This is a genomic window from Kitasatospora sp. NPDC053057, assembly GCF_044546945.1.
Classification (GTDB): domain Bacteria; phylum Actinomycetota; class Actinomycetes; order Streptomycetales; family Streptomycetaceae; genus Kitasatospora.
Genome location: NZ_JBITZP010000055.1, coordinates 19,484 through 36,084, shown reverse-complemented (window position 1 = coordinate 36,084; position 16,601 = coordinate 19,484). Strand labels below are relative to the sequence as shown.

General features: G+C 72.2%; 13 protein-coding genes and 1 pseudogene. 2 read left to right on the top strand and 12 right to left on the bottom strand.

Annotated elements, in window-relative coordinates; genetic code table 11:
- Positions 1-195: 195 nt before the first annotated feature.
- From ACIG5E_RS35270 to ACIG5E_RS35230, 9 genes and pseudogenes are all read right to left on the bottom strand, one after another.
- Positions 196-585, bottom strand: a complete 390-nt coding sequence (locus ACIG5E_RS35270; RefSeq protein ID WP_396540647.1) for a CBS domain-containing protein — start codon at positions 583-585, stop codon at positions 196-198.
- 197 nt (positions 586-782) lie between these two features.
- Positions 783-2,336, bottom strand: coding sequence for a DEAD/DEAH box helicase (locus ACIG5E_RS35265; protein ID WP_396540645.1), 1,554 nt, complete (start codon positions 2,334-2,336; stop codon positions 783-785).
- Positions 2,337-2,712: 376 nt separating this feature from the next.
- A complete protein-coding gene (locus tag ACIG5E_RS35260; RefSeq protein WP_099897249.1) occupies positions 2,713-2,916 on the bottom strand; it encodes a cold-shock protein in 204 nt (67 codons plus the stop codon).
- 318 nt (positions 2,917-3,234) lie between these two features.
- Positions 3,235-4,626 (bottom strand): amidase, encoded by a 1,392-nt coding sequence (locus ACIG5E_RS35255; protein WP_396540643.1) that lies wholly within the window; start codon positions 4,624-4,626, stop codon positions 3,235-3,237.
- Positions 4,613-4,822, bottom strand: coding sequence for a hypothetical protein (locus ACIG5E_RS35250; protein WP_396540641.1), 210 nt, complete (start codon positions 4,820-4,822; stop codon positions 4,613-4,615). Before ACIG5E_RS35250 ends, ACIG5E_RS35255 begins: the two co-directional genes overlap by 14 nt.
- A gap of 155 nt (positions 4,823-4,977) precedes the next feature.
- Positions 4,978-5,910 carry an MBL fold metallo-hydrolase gene (locus tag ACIG5E_RS35245; protein ID WP_396540639.1) on the bottom strand — a complete coding sequence of 311 codons (933 nt, stop codon included), beginning with the start codon at positions 5,908-5,910 and terminating at the stop codon, positions 4,978-4,980.
- 121 nt (positions 5,911-6,031) lie between these two features.
- Positions 6,032-6,616, bottom strand: a complete 585-nt coding sequence (locus tag ACIG5E_RS35240; RefSeq protein ID WP_396540637.1) for a TetR/AcrR family transcriptional regulator — start codon at positions 6,614-6,616, stop codon at positions 6,032-6,034.
- A 195-nt stretch (positions 6,617-6,811) separates the two neighbouring features.
- A complete protein-coding gene (locus ACIG5E_RS35235) occupies positions 6,812-8,284 on the bottom strand; it encodes an FAD-dependent monooxygenase (RefSeq protein ID WP_396540635.1) in 1,473 nt (490 codons plus the stop codon).
- A gap of 101 nt (positions 8,285-8,385) precedes the next feature.
- A pseudogene (locus ACIG5E_RS35230) lies at positions 8,386-8,481 on the bottom strand (nuclear transport factor 2 family protein); the annotation flags it as partial.
- Between the two features lie 370 nt (positions 8,482-8,851).
- On the opposite strand from ACIG5E_RS35230, the gene ACIG5E_RS35225 reads away from it, so the two are divergent.
- Both ACIG5E_RS35225 and ACIG5E_RS35220 read left to right on the top strand, forming a co-directional pair.
- The gene (locus ACIG5E_RS35225) at positions 8,852-10,063 is read left to right on the top strand and encodes a sensor histidine kinase (protein WP_396540633.1); all 1,212 of its coding nucleotides are present in this window, start codon (positions 8,852-8,854) and stop codon (positions 10,061-10,063) included.
- Between the two features lie 72 nt (positions 10,064-10,135).
- Positions 10,136-10,822, top strand: coding sequence for a response regulator (locus tag ACIG5E_RS35220; RefSeq protein ID WP_396540631.1), 687 nt, complete (start codon positions 10,136-10,138; stop codon positions 10,820-10,822).
- A 48-nt stretch (positions 10,823-10,870) separates the two neighbouring features.
- Here the strand turns inward: ACIG5E_RS35220 and ACIG5E_RS35215 are convergent, their stop codons facing one another.
- The 3 genes from ACIG5E_RS35215 to ACIG5E_RS35205 form a co-directional block, all read right to left on the bottom strand.
- Complete coding sequence (locus ACIG5E_RS35215) at positions 10,871-12,883, bottom strand: protein kinase (RefSeq protein WP_396540629.1); 2,013 nt, start codon at positions 12,881-12,883, stop codon at positions 10,871-10,873.
- Between the two features lie 180 nt (positions 12,884-13,063).
- Entirely contained in the window at positions 13,064-14,737 is a 1,674-nt protein-coding gene (locus ACIG5E_RS35210) for an IPT/TIG domain-containing protein (RefSeq protein WP_396540627.1), read from the bottom strand.
- 1,045 nt (positions 14,738-15,782) lie between these two features.
- The gene (locus ACIG5E_RS35205) at positions 15,783-16,175 is read right to left on the bottom strand and encodes a hypothetical protein (RefSeq protein WP_396540625.1); all 393 of its coding nucleotides are present in this window, start codon (positions 16,173-16,175) and stop codon (positions 15,783-15,785) included.
- Positions 16,176-16,601: the final 426 nt, after the last annotated feature.

Sequence of the window (16,601 nt, the reverse complement as noted above, 5' to 3'; positions counted from 1 at the left end):
TGTTTGTCGGCCCCAACCCCGCCCCCCCCCCCCCCCGCCCCCGCCCCCCCCCCCCCCCCGCCGGGGGGGCCCCCCCCCCCCCCCGGGGGGGGCCCCCCCGGGGGGCGGGGCCCCCCCCCACAACCGCACCCGTCGCTACCGGCCACAGACCGACAGCACGGTCGAACCTGCCGGCCGCGTCACCGACCTGCGCGGTCAGCACACCTGGAGACTCAGCAGGCCGATGACGTGACCGTCGTGGTCCACCACCGGCCACGCGTCCAGGCCGCGCGAGTGCATGGTGGCGGTCGCGGTGGTGACGGACATGTCGCTGGTGGCGAACGGGCCGCGGTCGTGGACGATGTCGCGTACCGGGGTGCGTTCGGTGTACCAGGACCGGGCCTGGAACGGCGCCAGGTGCAGGCGGGTCACCAGCCCGGCACAACGGCCGTCCTCGTCGCGGACCAGGAGGTGGTCGGCACCGGAGCTGTGCAGGATGTCCATCGCCGTGTCGACCATGACGTCGTCGCTGATCTGCAGCTCCGGGTGCTTCATGAGGTCGCCGACCGTGGCCGTGGTCGCGTGGTGTTCGAGAATGGTGGTCATGAGCGGACTCCTTCGCGTCTCCTCCGCCGAGGCCGGCGGAGATCAGGGCAGTGGCGGTGGAACGGCCGGCGGGGTCCGCCGGTGCGGGCCGCCGCGCTGCTGACGGACTTCGCGTGCGGCCGTCGTGGGAAGCCGGTGTCGCCGAGGCGGCGAACCGCGTGGGCCCGGTCCGCACCCCGAGCCGGGCCCGGAGGGTGCTACGCGGCGAGGGCGACGCGCTTGGGCGCCCGGCGGCGGCCGGGGGAGCGCTGGTTGTCGCGGCTTGAGGTGGCCCGGGTGTCGCCGGTGGTGGAGGCGGGGCGGCCGCGGCGGCCGCGGTTCGCGGACGGGCTGCGGCGCGGTCGTTCGACGACGGGGTCGGGGATGGTGACGGGCACGCCGGTGGGCACGCGGGCGCCGGTGATGCGGGTCAGGTCCTCGTCGCCGGCGCTGACCCTGGTGGTGACGGGGGTGATGGCGGCGGTGGCCATCATGCGGGCCATCTCGCGGCGCTGGTTGGGCAGCACCAGCGTGACGACGGTGCCGGTCTCGCCGGCCCGGGCGGTGCGGCCGCCCCGGTGGAGGTAGTCCTTGTGGTCGTTCGGCGGGTCCAGGTTGACGACCAGGTCGAGCCCGTCGACGTGGATGCCCCGGGCGGCGACGTTGGTCGCGATCAGGGCCGTGACCTGGCCGGTGCGGAACTGCTCCAGGGTGCGGGTGCGCTGGGGCTGGGACTTGCCGCCGTGCAGGGCCGCGGCCTTCACGCCGTTCGCGAGCAGATCCTCCACGAGGCGGTCCGCGCCGTGCTTGGTGTCGATGAACATGATCACCCGGCCGTCGCGGGCGGCGATGTGGGCGATGGTGGCGTTCTTGTCGAAGTTCTGCACGTGGAGCACGTGGTGTTCCATGGTGCTGACCGCTCCGGCGGACGGGTCCACGGAATGGGTGACCGGGTCGTTGAGGAAGCGCCGCACCAGGCGGTCGACGTTGCGGTCCAGGGTGGCGGAGAACAGCATGGTCTGGCCGCCTTCGGCGACCTGGTCGAGGAGTTCGGTGACCTGCGGCAGGAAGCCCATGTCGGCCATCTGGTCGGCCTCGTCGAGGACCGTGACGCCGACGTCGTCCAGCCGGCAGTCGCCGCGCTGGATCAGGTCCTTGAGCCGGCCGGGGGTGGCCACCACGATCTCCGCCCCGCGGTTCAGTGCCTGTGCCTGGCGTCCGATCGACACCCCGCCCACCACGGTGGCCATCCGCAGGCGCACCGCGTGGGCGTAGGGCGTGAGGGCCTCGGTGACCTGCTGCGCGAGCTCGCGGGTGGGGACCAGCACCAGGGCCAGCGGTCGGCGCGGCTCGGCCTTCTGCCCGGCGGTGCGGGCCAGCACGGCGAGGCCGAACGCCAGGGTCTTGCCGGAGCCGGTCCGGCCCCGTCCGAGGACGTCGCGGCCGGCCAGCGAGTTCGGCAGCGTCGCGGCCTGGATGGGGAACGGCGTGGTGACGCCCTGGCGGCCCAGCACCGACAGCAGCGCCTTCGGCAGGTCGAGTTCGTCGAAGGACTCGACGGCCGGCAGGGCCGGGGTGGTGCTCACCGGCATCGCGAACTCGCCTTGCGTGGAGGATCCCTGATGGTCCCTCCGGCCGGAGGGGCGTCGGCCCCCGGCGGGCCGCTCGCCGTAGAAGGAGTTGCCCCCGGATCGAGATCCGTTGGCGCCGCCGGAGCGGGAGGAGGCCGAGGAGCGGGAGTTCTGGTAGCGGGAGCGACTGGAGCGGTTCATGCGAAGCCTTCCTGGGGCGGCACGTCGCGAGGCAGCTCCGCAGCGCGGGGCGCCGGCAGGAGGTCGCAAGGGAACGGGCCGAAAAAAAGCGGGGAGAGCCGGGCGTGGACGGTGAAACCGTGCGGCACGTCACCTCAGGTCGGCGCTCACCGCGCAGGGCGGGAGCGAAGAACCTCGAACCGTGGGATGTCACGGCAGGGCGCCGATCCGGACGCGGCGCTGTGCGTCTCGCGTGGGGGGATGGCCACCGGTGGCGGAGCCAGGGGCCTGACGGCCGGGAATGCGCGTGGTGGCGCAATGCCGAGGGGGCCCGCACCGGGCATCATGTACGCGGTGCGGGCCCCCTCGCTGCTAGGCGGGTGCCTTGACAGATGAACTACAGCGGACGAATGTTCTCGGCCTGCGGACCCTTCTGGCCCTGCGTGACGTCGAATTCGACCTTCTGGCCCTCGAGCAGCTCACGGAAACCGTTGGCGTTGATGTTCGAGTAGTGGGCGAAGACGTCAGCGCCGCCACCGTCCTGCTCGATGAAGCCGAAGCCCTTTTCCGCGTTGAACCACTTCACAGTGCCATTAGCCATAAAAAAATCTCCTTCAAGGGGCTGTCCGAAGCCCGCACAGCGCGTGCTTCGAGTCGCCGCGATGAGCACCCACCCGGGGAAGAGCCGGGAAACAAAAATGCGCCTGCGATACATCAGCAGGCGCACACAAAGTTCATGGGAACCACTACTGCAACTAACGTCGACTCTAGCAGGCCCGGGCTCGCCGCGGGCGGATATTCCACCCCGAATTCCGTGGAGCCTCCCCCGGGGGCCGCCGGCCGAGGTTCCAGCGCCATGACCACATCCGTCATCGACATCGCTCAAAACCGGCGGGAACCCGCCGCCCGGGGCGCTCGCTCAGGCCGCTGTGGCGAGTTGCCGGGCGGGCTGCGTCTGCTCGTAGGCATGGCCGACCCGCAGGAGCGTGGGCTCGCCGAGGGGCCGGCCGAGCAGTTGCATGCCGATCGGCAGGCCCGCCGAGTCGTGGCCGACCGGAACGGTCAGGGCGGGCACCCCGGTGATGTTGGCGGGGGCGGAGAGGCGCACGTAGGCGTCGGAGACGCCCTCGACTGTGCCGTCGGGCCAGCTGACCGTCGCCTCGTCGGCGCCGACCGCGGGCATCGGCACGCTCGGGGCGGCGATCACGTCGACCTGATCCAGCAGCCGGGCCCACTCGGCGCGCATGAGCGTGCGGGCGCGTTGCGCGCGTACGTAGTCCCCGGCGCTCATCAACTCGCTTGCCTCCAGGAGGATGCGGACGTCCTCCTGGTACAACTCGGGGACCGTGCGCAGGCTGCCCTCGTGGTAGGCCCCGGCCTCCGGCACCATCAGGCCCCACTGGGTGGCCTGGATGTAGCGGGTCATCGGGATGTCGACCTCGACGAGCCGTGCGCCCAGGGCTTCCAACTGCCCGACGGCGTGCCGGACAGCGGCCTCCACCTGCGGGTGGACGTTGTCGAAGTAGTAGGTGCGCGGCAGGCCGATGCGCAGCCCCGTCAGGTTCGTGCCGGCACCGGGCCGGTAGTCCGTGGCGGGCACGGACAGCGAGGCCGGCTCGCGCGGATCGTGTCCGGCCAGCGCGGTCAGGACCAGGGCGGCGTCCTCGACGGTGCGGGTGAGCGGGCCGACGTGGTCCAGCGACCAGGACAGGGAGGTGACGCCGTGGCGGGGGACGAGACCGTAGGTCGGTTTGAGGCCGACGACCCCGTTGAGCGCGGCGGGCACCCGGATCGACCCGCCGGTGTCGGTGCCCAGGGCGAAGGTCGCGGTGCCCGATGCGACGGCGACCGCGGAGCCGCCGCTGGAACCACCGGCCACCCGGCCGCGGTCCCAGGCGTTGCGGGTCTGCGGAGTGGTCAGGCCGAACGCGAATTCGTGGGTGTGGGTCTTGCCGAGCAGGATGGCGCCGGCTGCGCTCAGGCGGGCGGCGACCGTGCTGTCCGCCGTCGCGCGATGGTCGGCGCGCACCCGGGAGCTGGCCGTGGTGGCCATCCCGCCGACGTCGATCAGGTCCTTGAGGCCCATCGGGATGCCGTGCAGCGGTCCGCGGTAACGACCGTGCGCCGCTTCGTGTTCGGCCTCGCTCGCCGCCCGGCGTGCCTGCTCCGCGGTGACCGTGACGTAGGCGCCGAGGTGCGGATCCACTTCCTCGATGCGTTCGAGGACGGAGTCGACCAGTTCGACGGGGGACAGTCGCCGGGCACGGATCGCGTCCGCGGCGGCGGCGAGGGACAGCTCATACGGCCGCATCGTGCTTCTCCTCTCCGGCGCGGTAGGCGGCGGCGGGCGGGACGTCCGCGAAGTCCAGCTCGCGCAGAACCGCGACGACGCCGTGGATGTGGTTGGCGACCGCGGCGACCGCGGCGTGGCGCTCGGCGGGCAGCACGAGCCCGGCGCGGGCGGCCCAGCGGGCAGCCTCCGGTGGTGTGAGTGCGACAGCGGACATGGATGGTCTCCTTACTCGGTCGAGGTGGGAGTGGCGGAGTAACCGAGGCAGCAAAGGCCAGGGATTTGCTTTAGGCAGCTGCAGTCGCAGCGGCTGCTCGGCGGCCCGAGCGGGGCGGCCGGGCGGCACCGGCCGCGGTGATCAGGCCGCGGTGATCAGGCCGCGGTGGCCGGGATCTCGACGCCCGGCTCGGCGAGCAGCCGGTAGCGGCCGTGCTCCCGGCGGACGGTGCCGGCCGTGGGCCGCGGAAAGTGCGTGCCCAGGAGCAACGCGTCGGTGCCCGCCACGCCGTCAAGCAGCCGGCCGCGGGTACGGACCGCCTGGGCCGCGTCGATGTCGACGCAGCTGTTCACATGGGGGTGGGACAGCTGCACGGGGTGGTGGATGCTGTCGCCGGTGATCAGCGCCCGGCGGTCGCTGCCGCGCAACTCCACGGCGACCTGCCCCGGGGTGTGGCCCGGGGCAGGGACCAGGAAGACGCCCGGAGCCACCTCGCGCCCCTGCTCGGGCACGTCCACGAGGTGGTACTGCCCGGCCTCGCGGACGGGGGTGACGGAGTCGCGGAACATCTGGCCGCGAGCCTCGTCCAGGTCGGTGGCGGCCCAGTGGTCCCATTCGGTGCGGCTGGTGAGGTAGCGGGCGCCGGGGAAGGTGGGGACCCAGTCCTCGCCGACGAGGCGCGTGTTCCAGCCGACGTGGTCGGTGTGCAGGTGCGTGGTGATCACCAGGTCCACGGACTCGGGCGAGAAGCCGGCCGCCGCCAGGCGTTCCAGGAAGTCGGTGTCCAGACCGTTCCAGGCCGGGTTGGCTCGCGGCTTGGCGTTTCCGATGCCGGTGTCCACGACGATCCGCAGTCCGCCGGCCTCCACCGCGAAGCTGTGGCTCGCCAGACGGGGGACGTCGGCGTCGGCGAAGTCGGGGCGCAGCCACGACGCCTCGTCCAGCACCTCCTCGGTGGCGTCCGGCAGCAACCAGGGCCCGGTCTGCCGCGGCAGTTCGATCTCGTCGACGCGCCGTACGGCGATGTCACCGAGGCTCCATCCCGTACTCGTGAAGGAGGTGGCCGAACGGGGCGCGGCGGTGCTCATCGGTGGGTCCTCTCGGCGGGACGGCGGGCCGGTGACGCTGGTCATTGAACCACCTCTGGCCCTTAAGGCAAATGCTTTGCATTAAGCACTGTAGTGCCCCGAGGGCCCAGGACGCAAATAATTAGCTTTTAGGCGCCGAAGGAGGCACGTTACCGCCGAGCGCCGCCGCGACCAGGCGGGCGGTGTAGGCCCCGGACAGGTCCGAGGGGCGGAACAGGATCCGGTACATCAGAGGGGCGACGAGGACGTCCAGCAGGGTCTCCACGCCGGGCACGGCCTCCCCTCGCCCGGCCGCGCGCACGCCGATGGCCTTCAACTGCTCGGCGGCGTAGTCGGAGCAACGGACCGCGTTGCCCTGCCCGGGGTCGCCCAGCAGGGCGTCGCGGATGTACGTGCGGCCCGCCGTCGAGGACATCTCCTCGGCGAACTGCACGGCCCACGCCTCCAGGTCCGCCCGCAGGCTGCCGTGGTCGGCCGGCGGGGCGTCGGGGCGCAACCGCTCGACGGCCACGTCGGACAGCAGTTCCCTCAGGTCCCCCCAGCGCCGGTAGATGGTGGACGGCGTCACTCCCGCACGGGCGGCGATCAGCGGCACGGTGAGCGCATCCCGCCCCGCTTCGGCCTCCAGATCACGGACGGCCTGGTGCACGGACTGCTGGACGCGGGCGCTGCGCCCGCCGGGGCGTGTGGTCGCTCGGGAGCTCATGCACGCAGCTTAATGCGAAGAAGTTGCGTCTGACTGACGTCGACTGGGCCGGACCGCCACGAGAGCTGATCCCACCCGCCCTGCGCCCGCGCCAGGATGGCTCCCGCCGGATGGGCTGAGGGTGCTTCTCACGGCGCCCGCCCCTGTGAGAGGGGGCGCCGGGCGGGTCCGGCGGGTGGGCCCACCGAACGGCGTTCAGCGGCACAGGGTGCGCAGGGCGGTGCGGCAGTCCGCGGCCCGGCGCTGCGGGTCGGTATCGGTGCTGGCCCAGGCGATCCGGGCGTCCGGTCGGACCAGAACAGCGGTGACGTCCCGCCAGACCGGATCCGCTGCTTCGGTGTTGACGGTGACTGTCCGCTGTTCCAGACCGCCTGCGGAACACGGCGTCCGCGTCCCGCCGAGGTCCAGCAGCAGCGGCCGGCCGTGGTGCATCAACGGGTGAGCGGTGGGTGCGTCGGCCGCGGCCAGGGCGAGGCCGGCCAGTCGCGTGCCGTTCAGCGGGTGCGCGCCGGGTGCGATGTCGGCGGGGAGCGGGTCGTCGAAGCCGGCGATCCTGCGGGCCCACTGGCGGTTGGTCCGCGGTTCGGCCAGCGCGGCGGACCAGACCTCGCGCAGCGCGATCTGCTCCGGGCTCGCCGCGGCGAACAGGGCGAGCTGCGCGCGGGTGTTGTCGATGACGGCTCGGGCGGCCGGGCGGCGCTCCGTGTCGTAGCTGTCCAGCAGTCCGTCGGGTGCCCGGCCCTGGAGGGTGGCGGCCAGCTTCCAGCCCAGGTTGGTGGCGTCCTGGATGCCGAGGTTCATGCCCTGCCCACCCGCCGGGAAGAACATGTGCGCCGCGTCCCCGGCCACCAGTACCCGTCCGGCCCGGTACCGCGCGGCCTGGCGGGTGGCGTTGCCGTAGCGCGAGAGCCACCGGGGGTTGCGGATGCCCAGCTCCCGTCCCAGTAGCGTGCGGCTCTGCTCGCGCACCTCCTCCAGGGTCAGCGGTTCGCCGGTGCCGCGGTGCATGGTGGCCGTGGACAGGCCCGCCAGCCGGTGGACTCCGTCGCCGATCGGGGCCACCAGGAACGAGCCGGCCGGCCCGGTGGCGGCGAGCGGCGCGGTGGGCGGATCGTCGAGTTCGACGTCGGCGAGCCACCCGGTCAGCGTGGTGTCCTGACCGGGGAAGTCGATGCCGGCCGCCTGGCGCACCGCACTGCGGGTGCCGTCGCAGCCCACCACCCAGCGGGCCCGCACGGTCCGGTGGGCGTTGCCGGCCCGGATCACCACCTCGACGGCGTCCGGCCCCTGGGTGAGCGAGACGACCTCCTCCCCACGCAGCACCCGGGCACCCGCGGCCACCGCGTGCTCCTCCAGGAGCTGTTCGGTGACGGACTGACCGAGCGCCAGCATGAACGGGTGCACCGCCCCGACCGTGGAGAAGTCCAGCCGGGTGGTCGCCGCGCCGAAGTGGCCGGTCGGCACCGGGGTGCCGCGTTCGATGAACCGCTCCGCGAGTCCTCGGGTGGCGAAGGTGTCCAACGTGCCGGCCTGCATGCCGACCGCACGCGACCGTCCGTCCGGTGCCGCCCGGCGTTCCACGACGGTCACCTCCACCCCGTACAGGCGCAACTCCGCGGCGAGCCAGAGCCCCACCGGGCCGGCCCCGGCGATGAGCACGTCGATCATGACAACCACTTCCTCTCACTTTTGGGACGATGCGCCGTGACGGCGGCGCGCCGATGCGCTGGGACAGCGGCGGCCTCGTGGCGTCAGGTGGGCAATGCGGCTCAGCGGGCGCTGCCGAGGTTCCGGTCGGCGTCGGCGCCTTCGAGCATGAGGGTGGTCTCCTCGATGTGGCGGAAGCGGCCGTCGGGGGCGAACTCGCGGTCGAGGGCCGGGGTGAGGAGCAGGTCGGTGAGGGCGGCCCGGACGTCGGTGCGGTGCATGGGTGTTCCTCCGGTGTGATGACGATTGCCCGCACGGCGTGCGGGTGATGCGTGCCTGAGGCACGCTTATGACCGTACAGGAAAAGCGTGCTTTGCGCACGCTAATCTGGAAGGGCGAAGGTCGGTACGCACTGCCGGCCTCCCCGGCGGTGCGCCGGCGCACGGCTCATCCGGCGCGGGCCGCGCGCCGGGGACCGGCCGGGTTCGGCACTGGACGGGACCAGCCGGATCCGACGCCGGACGGGGCGGGCGGCGGTCAACCGTAGGGTTGACGACGGGTGGAGTGAGCCGTTCCTATGCTGCCGGGATGCGGGCGAGGATGCGGTGGTCGCGGGTCGATCCGGGGTGGGTGGACGCGGCGCTGGCCTGTGTGCTGGCCGCCGTGACCGTCGTGTACGGGCTGCAGACCTACCGGGCCCAGTATCGGGCGGAGGGCTGGCCACGGTTCGACACCGCGGCGATCGCCCTCAGCCTGGTGACGAACCTGCCGCTGGCGGCGCGCCGCCGCGTGCCGCGCACCGTACTGGCCGTGTCCCTGGCCGGCCTGGCCGCCTACACGGCCGCGGGCTTCCAGCCGTCGGTGAACCTGTGGGCGCCGCTGCTGGCCTGCTACACCGTCGTCGCGCGCCGCTCGGCGCGGGAAGCCGCGGTGGCCGCGGCGGCCACCGGCGCCGCGTGGGTGGCCAGCGGATCGGCGGCGCACCTGTCGGTGGCACTGTCGCTGGCGCAGTCGGTGATCGGTGTCGGGGTCGTGGCGATGTTCGCGACCGCGATGCGGCGCCTGGGCGAGCGGAACGCACAGCTGGCCGAGGCGACCGAGCGGTTGCGGCGCGAGCAGGAGCTGAGGGCCCGCCACGCGGTGGTGGAGGAGCGGATGCGCATCGCCCGCGAGCTGCACGACGTGGTCGCGCACCACCTGTCCGCGCTGGCCGTTCAGGCCGGGTTGGCGGAGTTCGTGTTCGCCTCCGACCCCGGGCAGGCGCGGGCGGCGCTGACGGCGATCGGGGAGACCAGCCGGGAGGCGCTGGAGGAGATGCGCTCGCTCTTGCAGGTGCTCCGCGTCTCGGGCGACACGCCTTACGAGGGGCCGGGTGAGGCGCCGCCCGGGCAGGAGCCGCTTCAGGCGGCTCCTGGTCTGGCCCGGCTCGACGAACTCTGCGAGCGCACCCGCGCGGCCGGCGTCCCGGTCCGGGTGGAAGTGACGGGCACCGCCCGGCCGCTGTCGCCGGGAGCCGACCTGTGCGCGTTCCGCACCGTACAGGAGGCCCTCACCAATGTGATCAAGCACGCCGGTCGGCCCGCTGCCGCCACCGTCGGCCTGCGCTGGCTGCCCGACCGCCTGGAGGGCCGGATCACCGACGACGGCCCCGGCAGCGCCGGGAGCGTGCCGGGCAGCGGCCTGGGTTTGATCGGTGTCCGTGAACGCGTCAGACTCTACGGCGGGTCCGTGCACACCGGCCCCCGCGCCGGCGGCGGGTTCGAGGTGGCCTTCTCACTGCCGGTCACACAGGACGCGTAGACGCGCCGGCACGGGGCGGCGCGGGACGGCGGGCGCAGCGCGGGGCAGCCCGCACAGGGGGAGGGGACAGCGGTGGCATCCGTGCTGATCGTGGACGACCAGGTCCTCATCCGGGCGGGACTGGCCGCCCTGGTGCGCGCCGCCGACGGCCTGGAGGTCGCCGGAGAAGCGGCCACCGGCGAGGAGGCGGTCGACCTCGCCGCCCGCCGGACGCCGGACGTCGTACTGATGGACATCCGTCTGCCGGGCATGAGCGGCATCGCCGCCATGGAGCGCATCCTGGCCGCCCCCGAGGAACCCAAGCCGAAGGTCGTCATGCTGACCGTCTTCGACCTGGACCAGTACGTGTACGCGGCGCTGCGCGCGGGTGCCAGCGGCTTCCTGCTCAAGGACACCCCACCGGAGCGGCTGCTCGCCGCCGTCCGGCAGATCGCCGAAGGGGAGATGCTCTTCGCGCCGACCGTCACCCGGCGCCTGGTGGAGACCTTCGCCCGGCGGACGGAACCGGCCGACGGGCCCGCGGCCTCGCTGGAGGCGCTGACCGTACGGGAGAAGGATGTGCTCCGCCTCATCGGCCGGGGCCTGACCAACGACCAGATCGCCCGGCACCTGGTGGTGAGCATCGCCACGGTCAAGACGCACGTGAACCGGGTGCTGACCAAGCTGGCGCTCACCAGCCGGGCGCAGGCGGTCGTGGTCGCCTACGAGAGCGGCCTGATCGCGGTGGGCGGCGGCAGCCCGGTCGGACCGCCGCACTGAGCGCTCCCGGCTCCCGGCTCCCGGTCGCAACGCCGCCCGGACCGGTGGTCACAGGTCGCGGACGCGGTAGCCGGCGCGGGCCTTGGCGAGCAGGCCGCTGGCCGTCGCGGCGGCGTCCCTGCCGTCCGGAACGTCGACGCGCAGGGTGAGGCGCTCCTGGTGGGAGCTGACCAGGACCAGCATCTTGGACAGGCGCCGGGGCGTGCCGTCCCCATCCTTGCTGTAGGTCTCGGTGAGGATCGCCGCGTCGCGGCCCTGCTCGGTGGCCGACTCGACCGTCGCGACCGTGGGCGCTCCCCCGAGGGGCGGGGTGCGGACGTCGTCGTCGTGTTTCCACTGCTCGACGATGGCGCGGGGCGTCTGGGTCTCCTTCTCCTTTCGGTCCACGGCCAGCCAGACGTCGCCCTTTGGTGCCGTGTAGCGGGTGCCGCGGTAGGCGCCGTTCTGGTCACCGGTGTTGTCGGTGGTCTCGATCGTCCAGTCGGCCGGGGCCGCGACACTCAGCCGCATCCGGTACTCGTCGTAGGACCGCCAGCCCGCCGCCAGGCCGTCGTCGAACGGGCACAGGACGAGGACCAGCGCCGTCACGGCGGCCAGGGTGCCGGCCGCTGCGGCGGCCCACCGGCGCGGGTGCCGGCGCCACGGCGCGCTGCCCGGCGCGGGCGCGGCGGCGGCTGCGCCGAGCACGGTCGCAGGGTGCGCGGTGGGAGCGGGCGCCGCCAGGCTCTGGAGCTGGGCGCGGGCGTCCTGGACGGTGCTCCGCTGCTCCTCCTCCCTGCGCAGCATCGCGGCGATCACCGGGGCGAGCGGCCCGGCCTGCCGCAGGGGCGGGAGCTCGGCGAGCAGGACCGCCTGCAGGGTGGCGGGCGTGGTCTGGCGGCGGAACGGCGAGACGCCTTCGACGGCCTGGTAGAGCGTCACCCCGAGCGACCACAGGTCGGATGCGGGCCCCGCGCGCCGGCCGAGCACGCGCTCGGGGGCGAGGTACTCGGGCGAACCGATGAAGCCGCCGGTCTCGGTGAGCTTCTGCTCGCCCTCCACCTGGGCGATCCCGAAGTCGGCGAGCACCACCCGCTCGTGACGCCCCAGCATCACGTTGCCGGGCTTGACGTCCCGGTGCAGCACACCGCACTCGTGGGCGGCCCCGAGCGCGCCCAGCACGGCCAGGGCGATCCTCGCGGCCTCACGCGGCGCCAGCGTGCCCTCCTCCAGAACCTCCGCCAGCGACCGGCCGCGCACCAGTTCCATCACGATCCACGGACGCCCGTCCTCGGTGACCACGTCGTGGATCGTCACCACCGACGGATGGTCGATCCGCGCCGCGGCCCGCGCCTCACGTTCCATCCGCGCGAAGGCGGTCCGCTGCTCCGCCGCGCCGACGTGCTCCGGGACGCGGGGCTCCTTCAGTGCCACGTCCCGGTCCACCACCTCGTCCCGGGCCCGCCATACCGTCCCCATGCCTCCCGCGCCCAGACGCTCCAGCAACCGGTAGCGTCCGCCCACCAGCCGCCCCACGGCCTCCTCCGCCCGCGCGGCCCGGTCCGGCGGGGCGGCGCCGGTCCCGAACGGATCGCCCCCGCCGCCCGTCGCGTGCAGATCACTGTCTCCGGCCGCGGCCGCAGGCCGCAGACCGAAAGTGCCGGTCCCGTCGAACACACTTCCCCCGTAGAACGCGAGTTTCCTGCAGCGCCCAGGTCGGCCCGGCGGCGCGATGCCGTCCCCTGTCAGGCACCCCGCCGCCGTAGCTCCACTCACCAGCGCGACGATGCACTCGAGCGTAGGAGTCAGCTTTCCTGCTGCCGTCCACCCCAGGGTTGATCCCGCCTCCCGGCGGACCAGCGGCCCCGGACCAACGCTCACCTCGTCGGACGCGTATGCGAGCCGCCGCCGGCCGCCGGCAAAAAAGGCAGGCGGCCAGCGGCAACCGGCGTGACTGGACCAGATCATGCCGAGCGCGTCCAGCTCGGAGACCCGCGCCGGGTCGAGCAGGCCCTGGCCGCCCAGGTGGCGCAGGCGGGCGAGCCAGGAGATCAGTACGGCGATGATGATGTCGGCGACCATCCGGCTGTGCGGGGCGCCGGCGGCTGGCGCACTGTGCGATGCCGCCGGCCGTGAGCACCTTCCGCGGCTGTGGCTGCGCGAGGGAGTGCCGCAGCCCCGCGGTGAGCGGTGAGTTGTTCCGCCCGCCCCTCCACGTGCTCCGGCGCCGCATCAGTCAGGACGACGAGATGGCATCGCCGGTCAGGCAGTTGGCGGGTCCTGGTAAGTGAAGGAGTTCCAGGATGCGCTGCCGCCGGCGGTGGTGACCGAGATGGTGACGTTCTGGCCTGGGGCTTGTGGTGGTGCGGTGGCCGTGATCTGGGTGTCGGACAGGACGGTGAAGTCGGCCGGGATGTTTCCGAAGGTGACTTGTTGGGTGGTCGCCAGACTGAATCCGGTGAGGGTTACGGCCGTGCCACCGCCGGTCGATGCGGTGTCGGGAGTGACGTCGGAGATGTTCGGCGTGTCGACGTAGGTGTAGAAGAGGTCGTCGGCGGTTCCACCGGGGGTGGTCACGGTGACCGGGACGGTTCCCCTCGAGCCGCTGGCGGGGATCACGGTGAGCTGGGTATCGGTGGCGGACTGGATGGTGGCGCGGTTGGGGCCGAAGGACGCGGCGAGCGCGCCGGCGAGGTTGAAGCCGGTGATGACGACGGTATTGCCGCCGCTGGACGGCCCTGCTGTGGGGCTGAGGCCGTTGATCTGGGGGGCTGGGAAGAAGACGAAGTACCCCATCAGGCCGGTGCCTCCGGGGGTTGTGACCGTTACCGGGACCGCCCCGGCCCCGACGGGGGCGACGACGGTGATCGAGGTCGCGGTGTTGCTGAGGATGGTGGCACTGGTGCTGCCGAAGTGCACGGCGCTGGCGCCTGCGAGGTTGTGCCCGTTGATGGTCACGGTGAAGCCGCCCGCGGTGCTCCCCTCGTTGGGGATCAGGTTCAAGGGGATGACGCTGACCGTGCCGGCATCGGTGTTGGTCACGTACAGGCGGGAGTCATCCGCGGTGACAGCGACGCCGGTCGGCCCTTGCCCTACCCGCAGGTTTCCCGCGAGCGTGTTGGTTGCGGTGTTGATCACGGAGACGGTGTTGGAGCGGTAGTTCGCCACATACGCGTGGGCACCGTTTTGACTGACTGTCACGAAGCGCGGTTCGTTGCCGACCGTGATGCTTCCGGTGATGGTGTTGGTCGTGAGGTCGATCACGGAAACGGTGTTGGAGGCGCCGTTGCTGGCGTAGCCGCGGGTGCCGTCCGGGGTGATTCCCACGACTGTGGGGCCGCCCTGTCCGGTGACGGTGGCGGTGACGGTGTTGGTGGCGGTGGCGATCACGCTGATGGTGTTGCTGCCGGTGTTCCCCACATAGGCGTGGGCACCGTCCGGGGTGACCGTAACGCCGATCGGCCTGCTCCCCACCGCGATGGTGGCGGCGACGGTGTTCGTCGTGGTGTCGATCACGCTCACCGTGTCGGCGTTCTCATTCGCCACGTAGACGCGGGCCCCGTCCGGGGTGACCGACACGCCTGCGGCTCCTTGCCCGACCGGGATGTTGGCGGTGACGGTGTTCGTCGCGGTGTCGACCACTGCGAGGAGAGCGTCGTCGGCCAGGGTGACGTACGTGTGTGCTCCGTCGGGCGCGACCGCCACAAGCGTGGGTCCCGCGCCTGTGGTGATGGTGGTGGTGACGGTGTTGGTGGCGGTGTCGATCACGCTGACCGTGTTCGACGCCCGGTTGGCCACGTAGCCGCGTGTCCCGTCGGGAGTCAGCACCACCCCCAGCGGACTGTTCCCGACCGGGATCACGGCGCTGGGAAACGCGGTCAGGGAGGCGTTTGCCTGGATCTGCGGGATTGAGCGGGCCTGGGTCAGGACAGTCATGGTGTACCTCTTTTGTCGTGGGCAGGATGCTGCCCGTGTCTCGTGGACGGGATGAGGCGCCTCGCCGCTTGAGCCGGCCGGAAGGCGATCAGATGCAGGTGTCGCGTGGTAGCCCCGGCGGGCCCAGGGGGCGCGTTCTGCCGGGGGATGCGGGTCGCCGCGGTCGACGGAACCGTCCCGGACCGCCGGCGAGGCCCCGCCTCCCACCGCGACGGCCTCGGCGGTCGGGTCCGCGAGGCGGCCGGTGTGTCCACGTTGCCGTTGAGGTAGCAGATTGACTGTTCGGCATGTGCCGCCTCCCACTGGGGTGGGGTGTCGGATACCGGGTGGCTGGATTCGGGTGTAGGTGAAGCCGTTGCTGGTGCCGCCGCGGGCGGTGGCCGTGACCTGGACATACCGCGGACCCGGGTGGCGCGGTGGCGATGATCTAGGTGTCGGAGCCCACGGTGAACGATGCTGCGGCGGTACTGCCGAAACGGGACCGCACTCGCGTTGGTGAGACTGGCCCCCGTCAGGGTCACCGTCGTCCCACCCGAGACCGGACCCTGGTTCGGGGCAAGCGCTGAGGGTTGGCGATGCCAGAAGAGGCCGCGCCGCCGCCAGTGGCACTGCCCTGGATTGCCCTACTTCAGGCCTGCACAGGGTGCCAACCGCGTTCCGCCGAAGTGATGATGGGCGACCCACCCGATCGGATACTTCTAGTAACCCAGCGGTATTACACCCATGACAACCCTACTGACGCCACAACACCCAAATGGCGCAGCGCACGCGACCACCTGGCAGGGCTTCAGCAGTTCCTCGCATCACGAGGCAGATGCACGGCCGAGCCGGCTTCCCCCTGCTCCGCCACCGCATCCTCCTCCAGTAATCACTACACAGCGCTACCACCGATTACAGGACAGAGCCGTTCGCTGCACACCCTTGAGCGGCGCTTGGTCTCATGAACATCCGCTGTTCCCAAAACCGCCAATTGTTCCCAGGTTCCGACGGCAGGCCCGGCCGGGGCGGCGCCGGATCTGCCGCCCCAGTCCGGGCACTCGCCGCGCTAGAGAACGGCGATGGTGAACGAAGCGGACACGTCCCGGCCGTTGTTGACAGGCACGACGGTAATGGCGTCCCGGCGGCTGTCACACGACGTGGTGGGATATCCCGACGCTTCGACGCTCGTGGTCCCGACCCCACCGTTGGCGAGAATCAGGGCGCTGGAGAGGTTGATGCCCGCACTGGGGTTGACGATGACGCAGTAGACATTCGGCCCGTGCGCGCTCTTGAAGCTGTCGATCACGTTCTTCTGCCTCTGCAGGGCACCGTGGTAGTCCACCTCGGCGGCGGCCCTGGCGTTGGGGGCGATGAACTCGCCGGGGGCGGCGGCGGCCTGGAAGGTGAAGGCGACCGACAGAGCCGCAGCTCCAGCGAGCACAGTGACAGTACGGCGCATGACGACCACTCCTTGATTCGAGCCACAACGCAGTGCGCGGCGGCGGACCTGATGGTTCGTGACCAAAGCTAGTTAGCGCGCGCAGGGCAGGCCGCCAACTCATCTATGACGCCATCCGATCGAGTGCGTCTCTTCGATGTGAGTTGACAAACCCGCTGCCCTCGCGGCGGAGTGCGCCTGTCTCGCGACGTCTCATCAGCGTGCCAAGGCGGCGCTGCCGGCCTTCGGAGTGTCATCCGAAGGCCGGCAGCGCCGCCGGGGGCTGATCAGGCGGTGTAGGTCATGGTTCCGGCGGACGCCGTGCCACCCGGGGTGGTCACGGTGACGTTGACGGTGGTGCTCGGGGTACCGGCCGGGATGATGCCGGTGATGACGGTACCGGTGTTGCTGGTCACCGTCGCCGGGGTCGCCCCGAAGGTCACGGTC

Coding starts and splice junctions, on each gene's coding strand:
- ACIG5E_RS35265 (WP_396540645.1), bottom strand. CDS start 2,336: ATGAACCGCTCCAGTCGCTCCCGCTACCAGAACTCCCGCTCCTCGGCC.
- ACIG5E_RS35205 (WP_396540625.1), bottom strand. CDS start 16,175: ATGCGCCGTACTGTCACTGTGCTCGCTGGAGCTGCGGCTCTGTCGGTC.
- ACIG5E_RS35225 (WP_396540633.1), top strand. CDS start 8,852: ATGCGGGCGAGGATGCGGTGGTCGCGGGTCGATCCGGGGTGGGTGGAC.
- ACIG5E_RS35215 (WP_396540629.1), bottom strand. CDS start 12,883: ATGGTCGCCGACATCATCATCGCCGTACTGATCTCCTGGCTCGCCCGC.
- ACIG5E_RS35240 (WP_396540637.1), bottom strand. CDS start 6,616: ATGAGCTCCCGAGCGACCACACGCCCCGGCGGGCGCAGCGCCCGCGTC.
- ACIG5E_RS35260 (WP_099897249.1), bottom strand. CDS start 2,916: ATGGCTAATGGCACTGTGAAGTGGTTCAACGCGGAAAAGGGCTTCGGC.
- ACIG5E_RS35210 (WP_396540627.1), bottom strand. CDS start 14,737: ATGACTGTCCTGACCCAGGCCCGCTCAATCCCGCAGATCCAGGCAAAC.
- ACIG5E_RS35235 (WP_396540635.1), bottom strand. CDS start 8,284: ATGATCGACGTGCTCATCGCCGGGGCCGGCCCGGTGGGGCTCTGGCTC.
- ACIG5E_RS35250 (WP_396540641.1), bottom strand. CDS start 4,822: ATGTCCGCTGTCGCACTCACACCACCGGAGGCTGCCCGCTGGGCCGCC.
- ACIG5E_RS35245 (WP_396540639.1), bottom strand. CDS start 5,910: ATGAGCACCGCCGCGCCCCGTTCGGCCACCTCCTTCACGAGTACGGGA.
- ACIG5E_RS35255 (WP_396540643.1), bottom strand. CDS start 4,626: ATGCGGCCGTATGAGCTGTCCCTCGCCGCCGCCGCGGACGCGATCCGT.
- ACIG5E_RS35270 (WP_396540647.1), bottom strand. CDS start 585: ATGACCACCATTCTCGAACACCACGCGACCACGGCCACGGTCGGCGAC.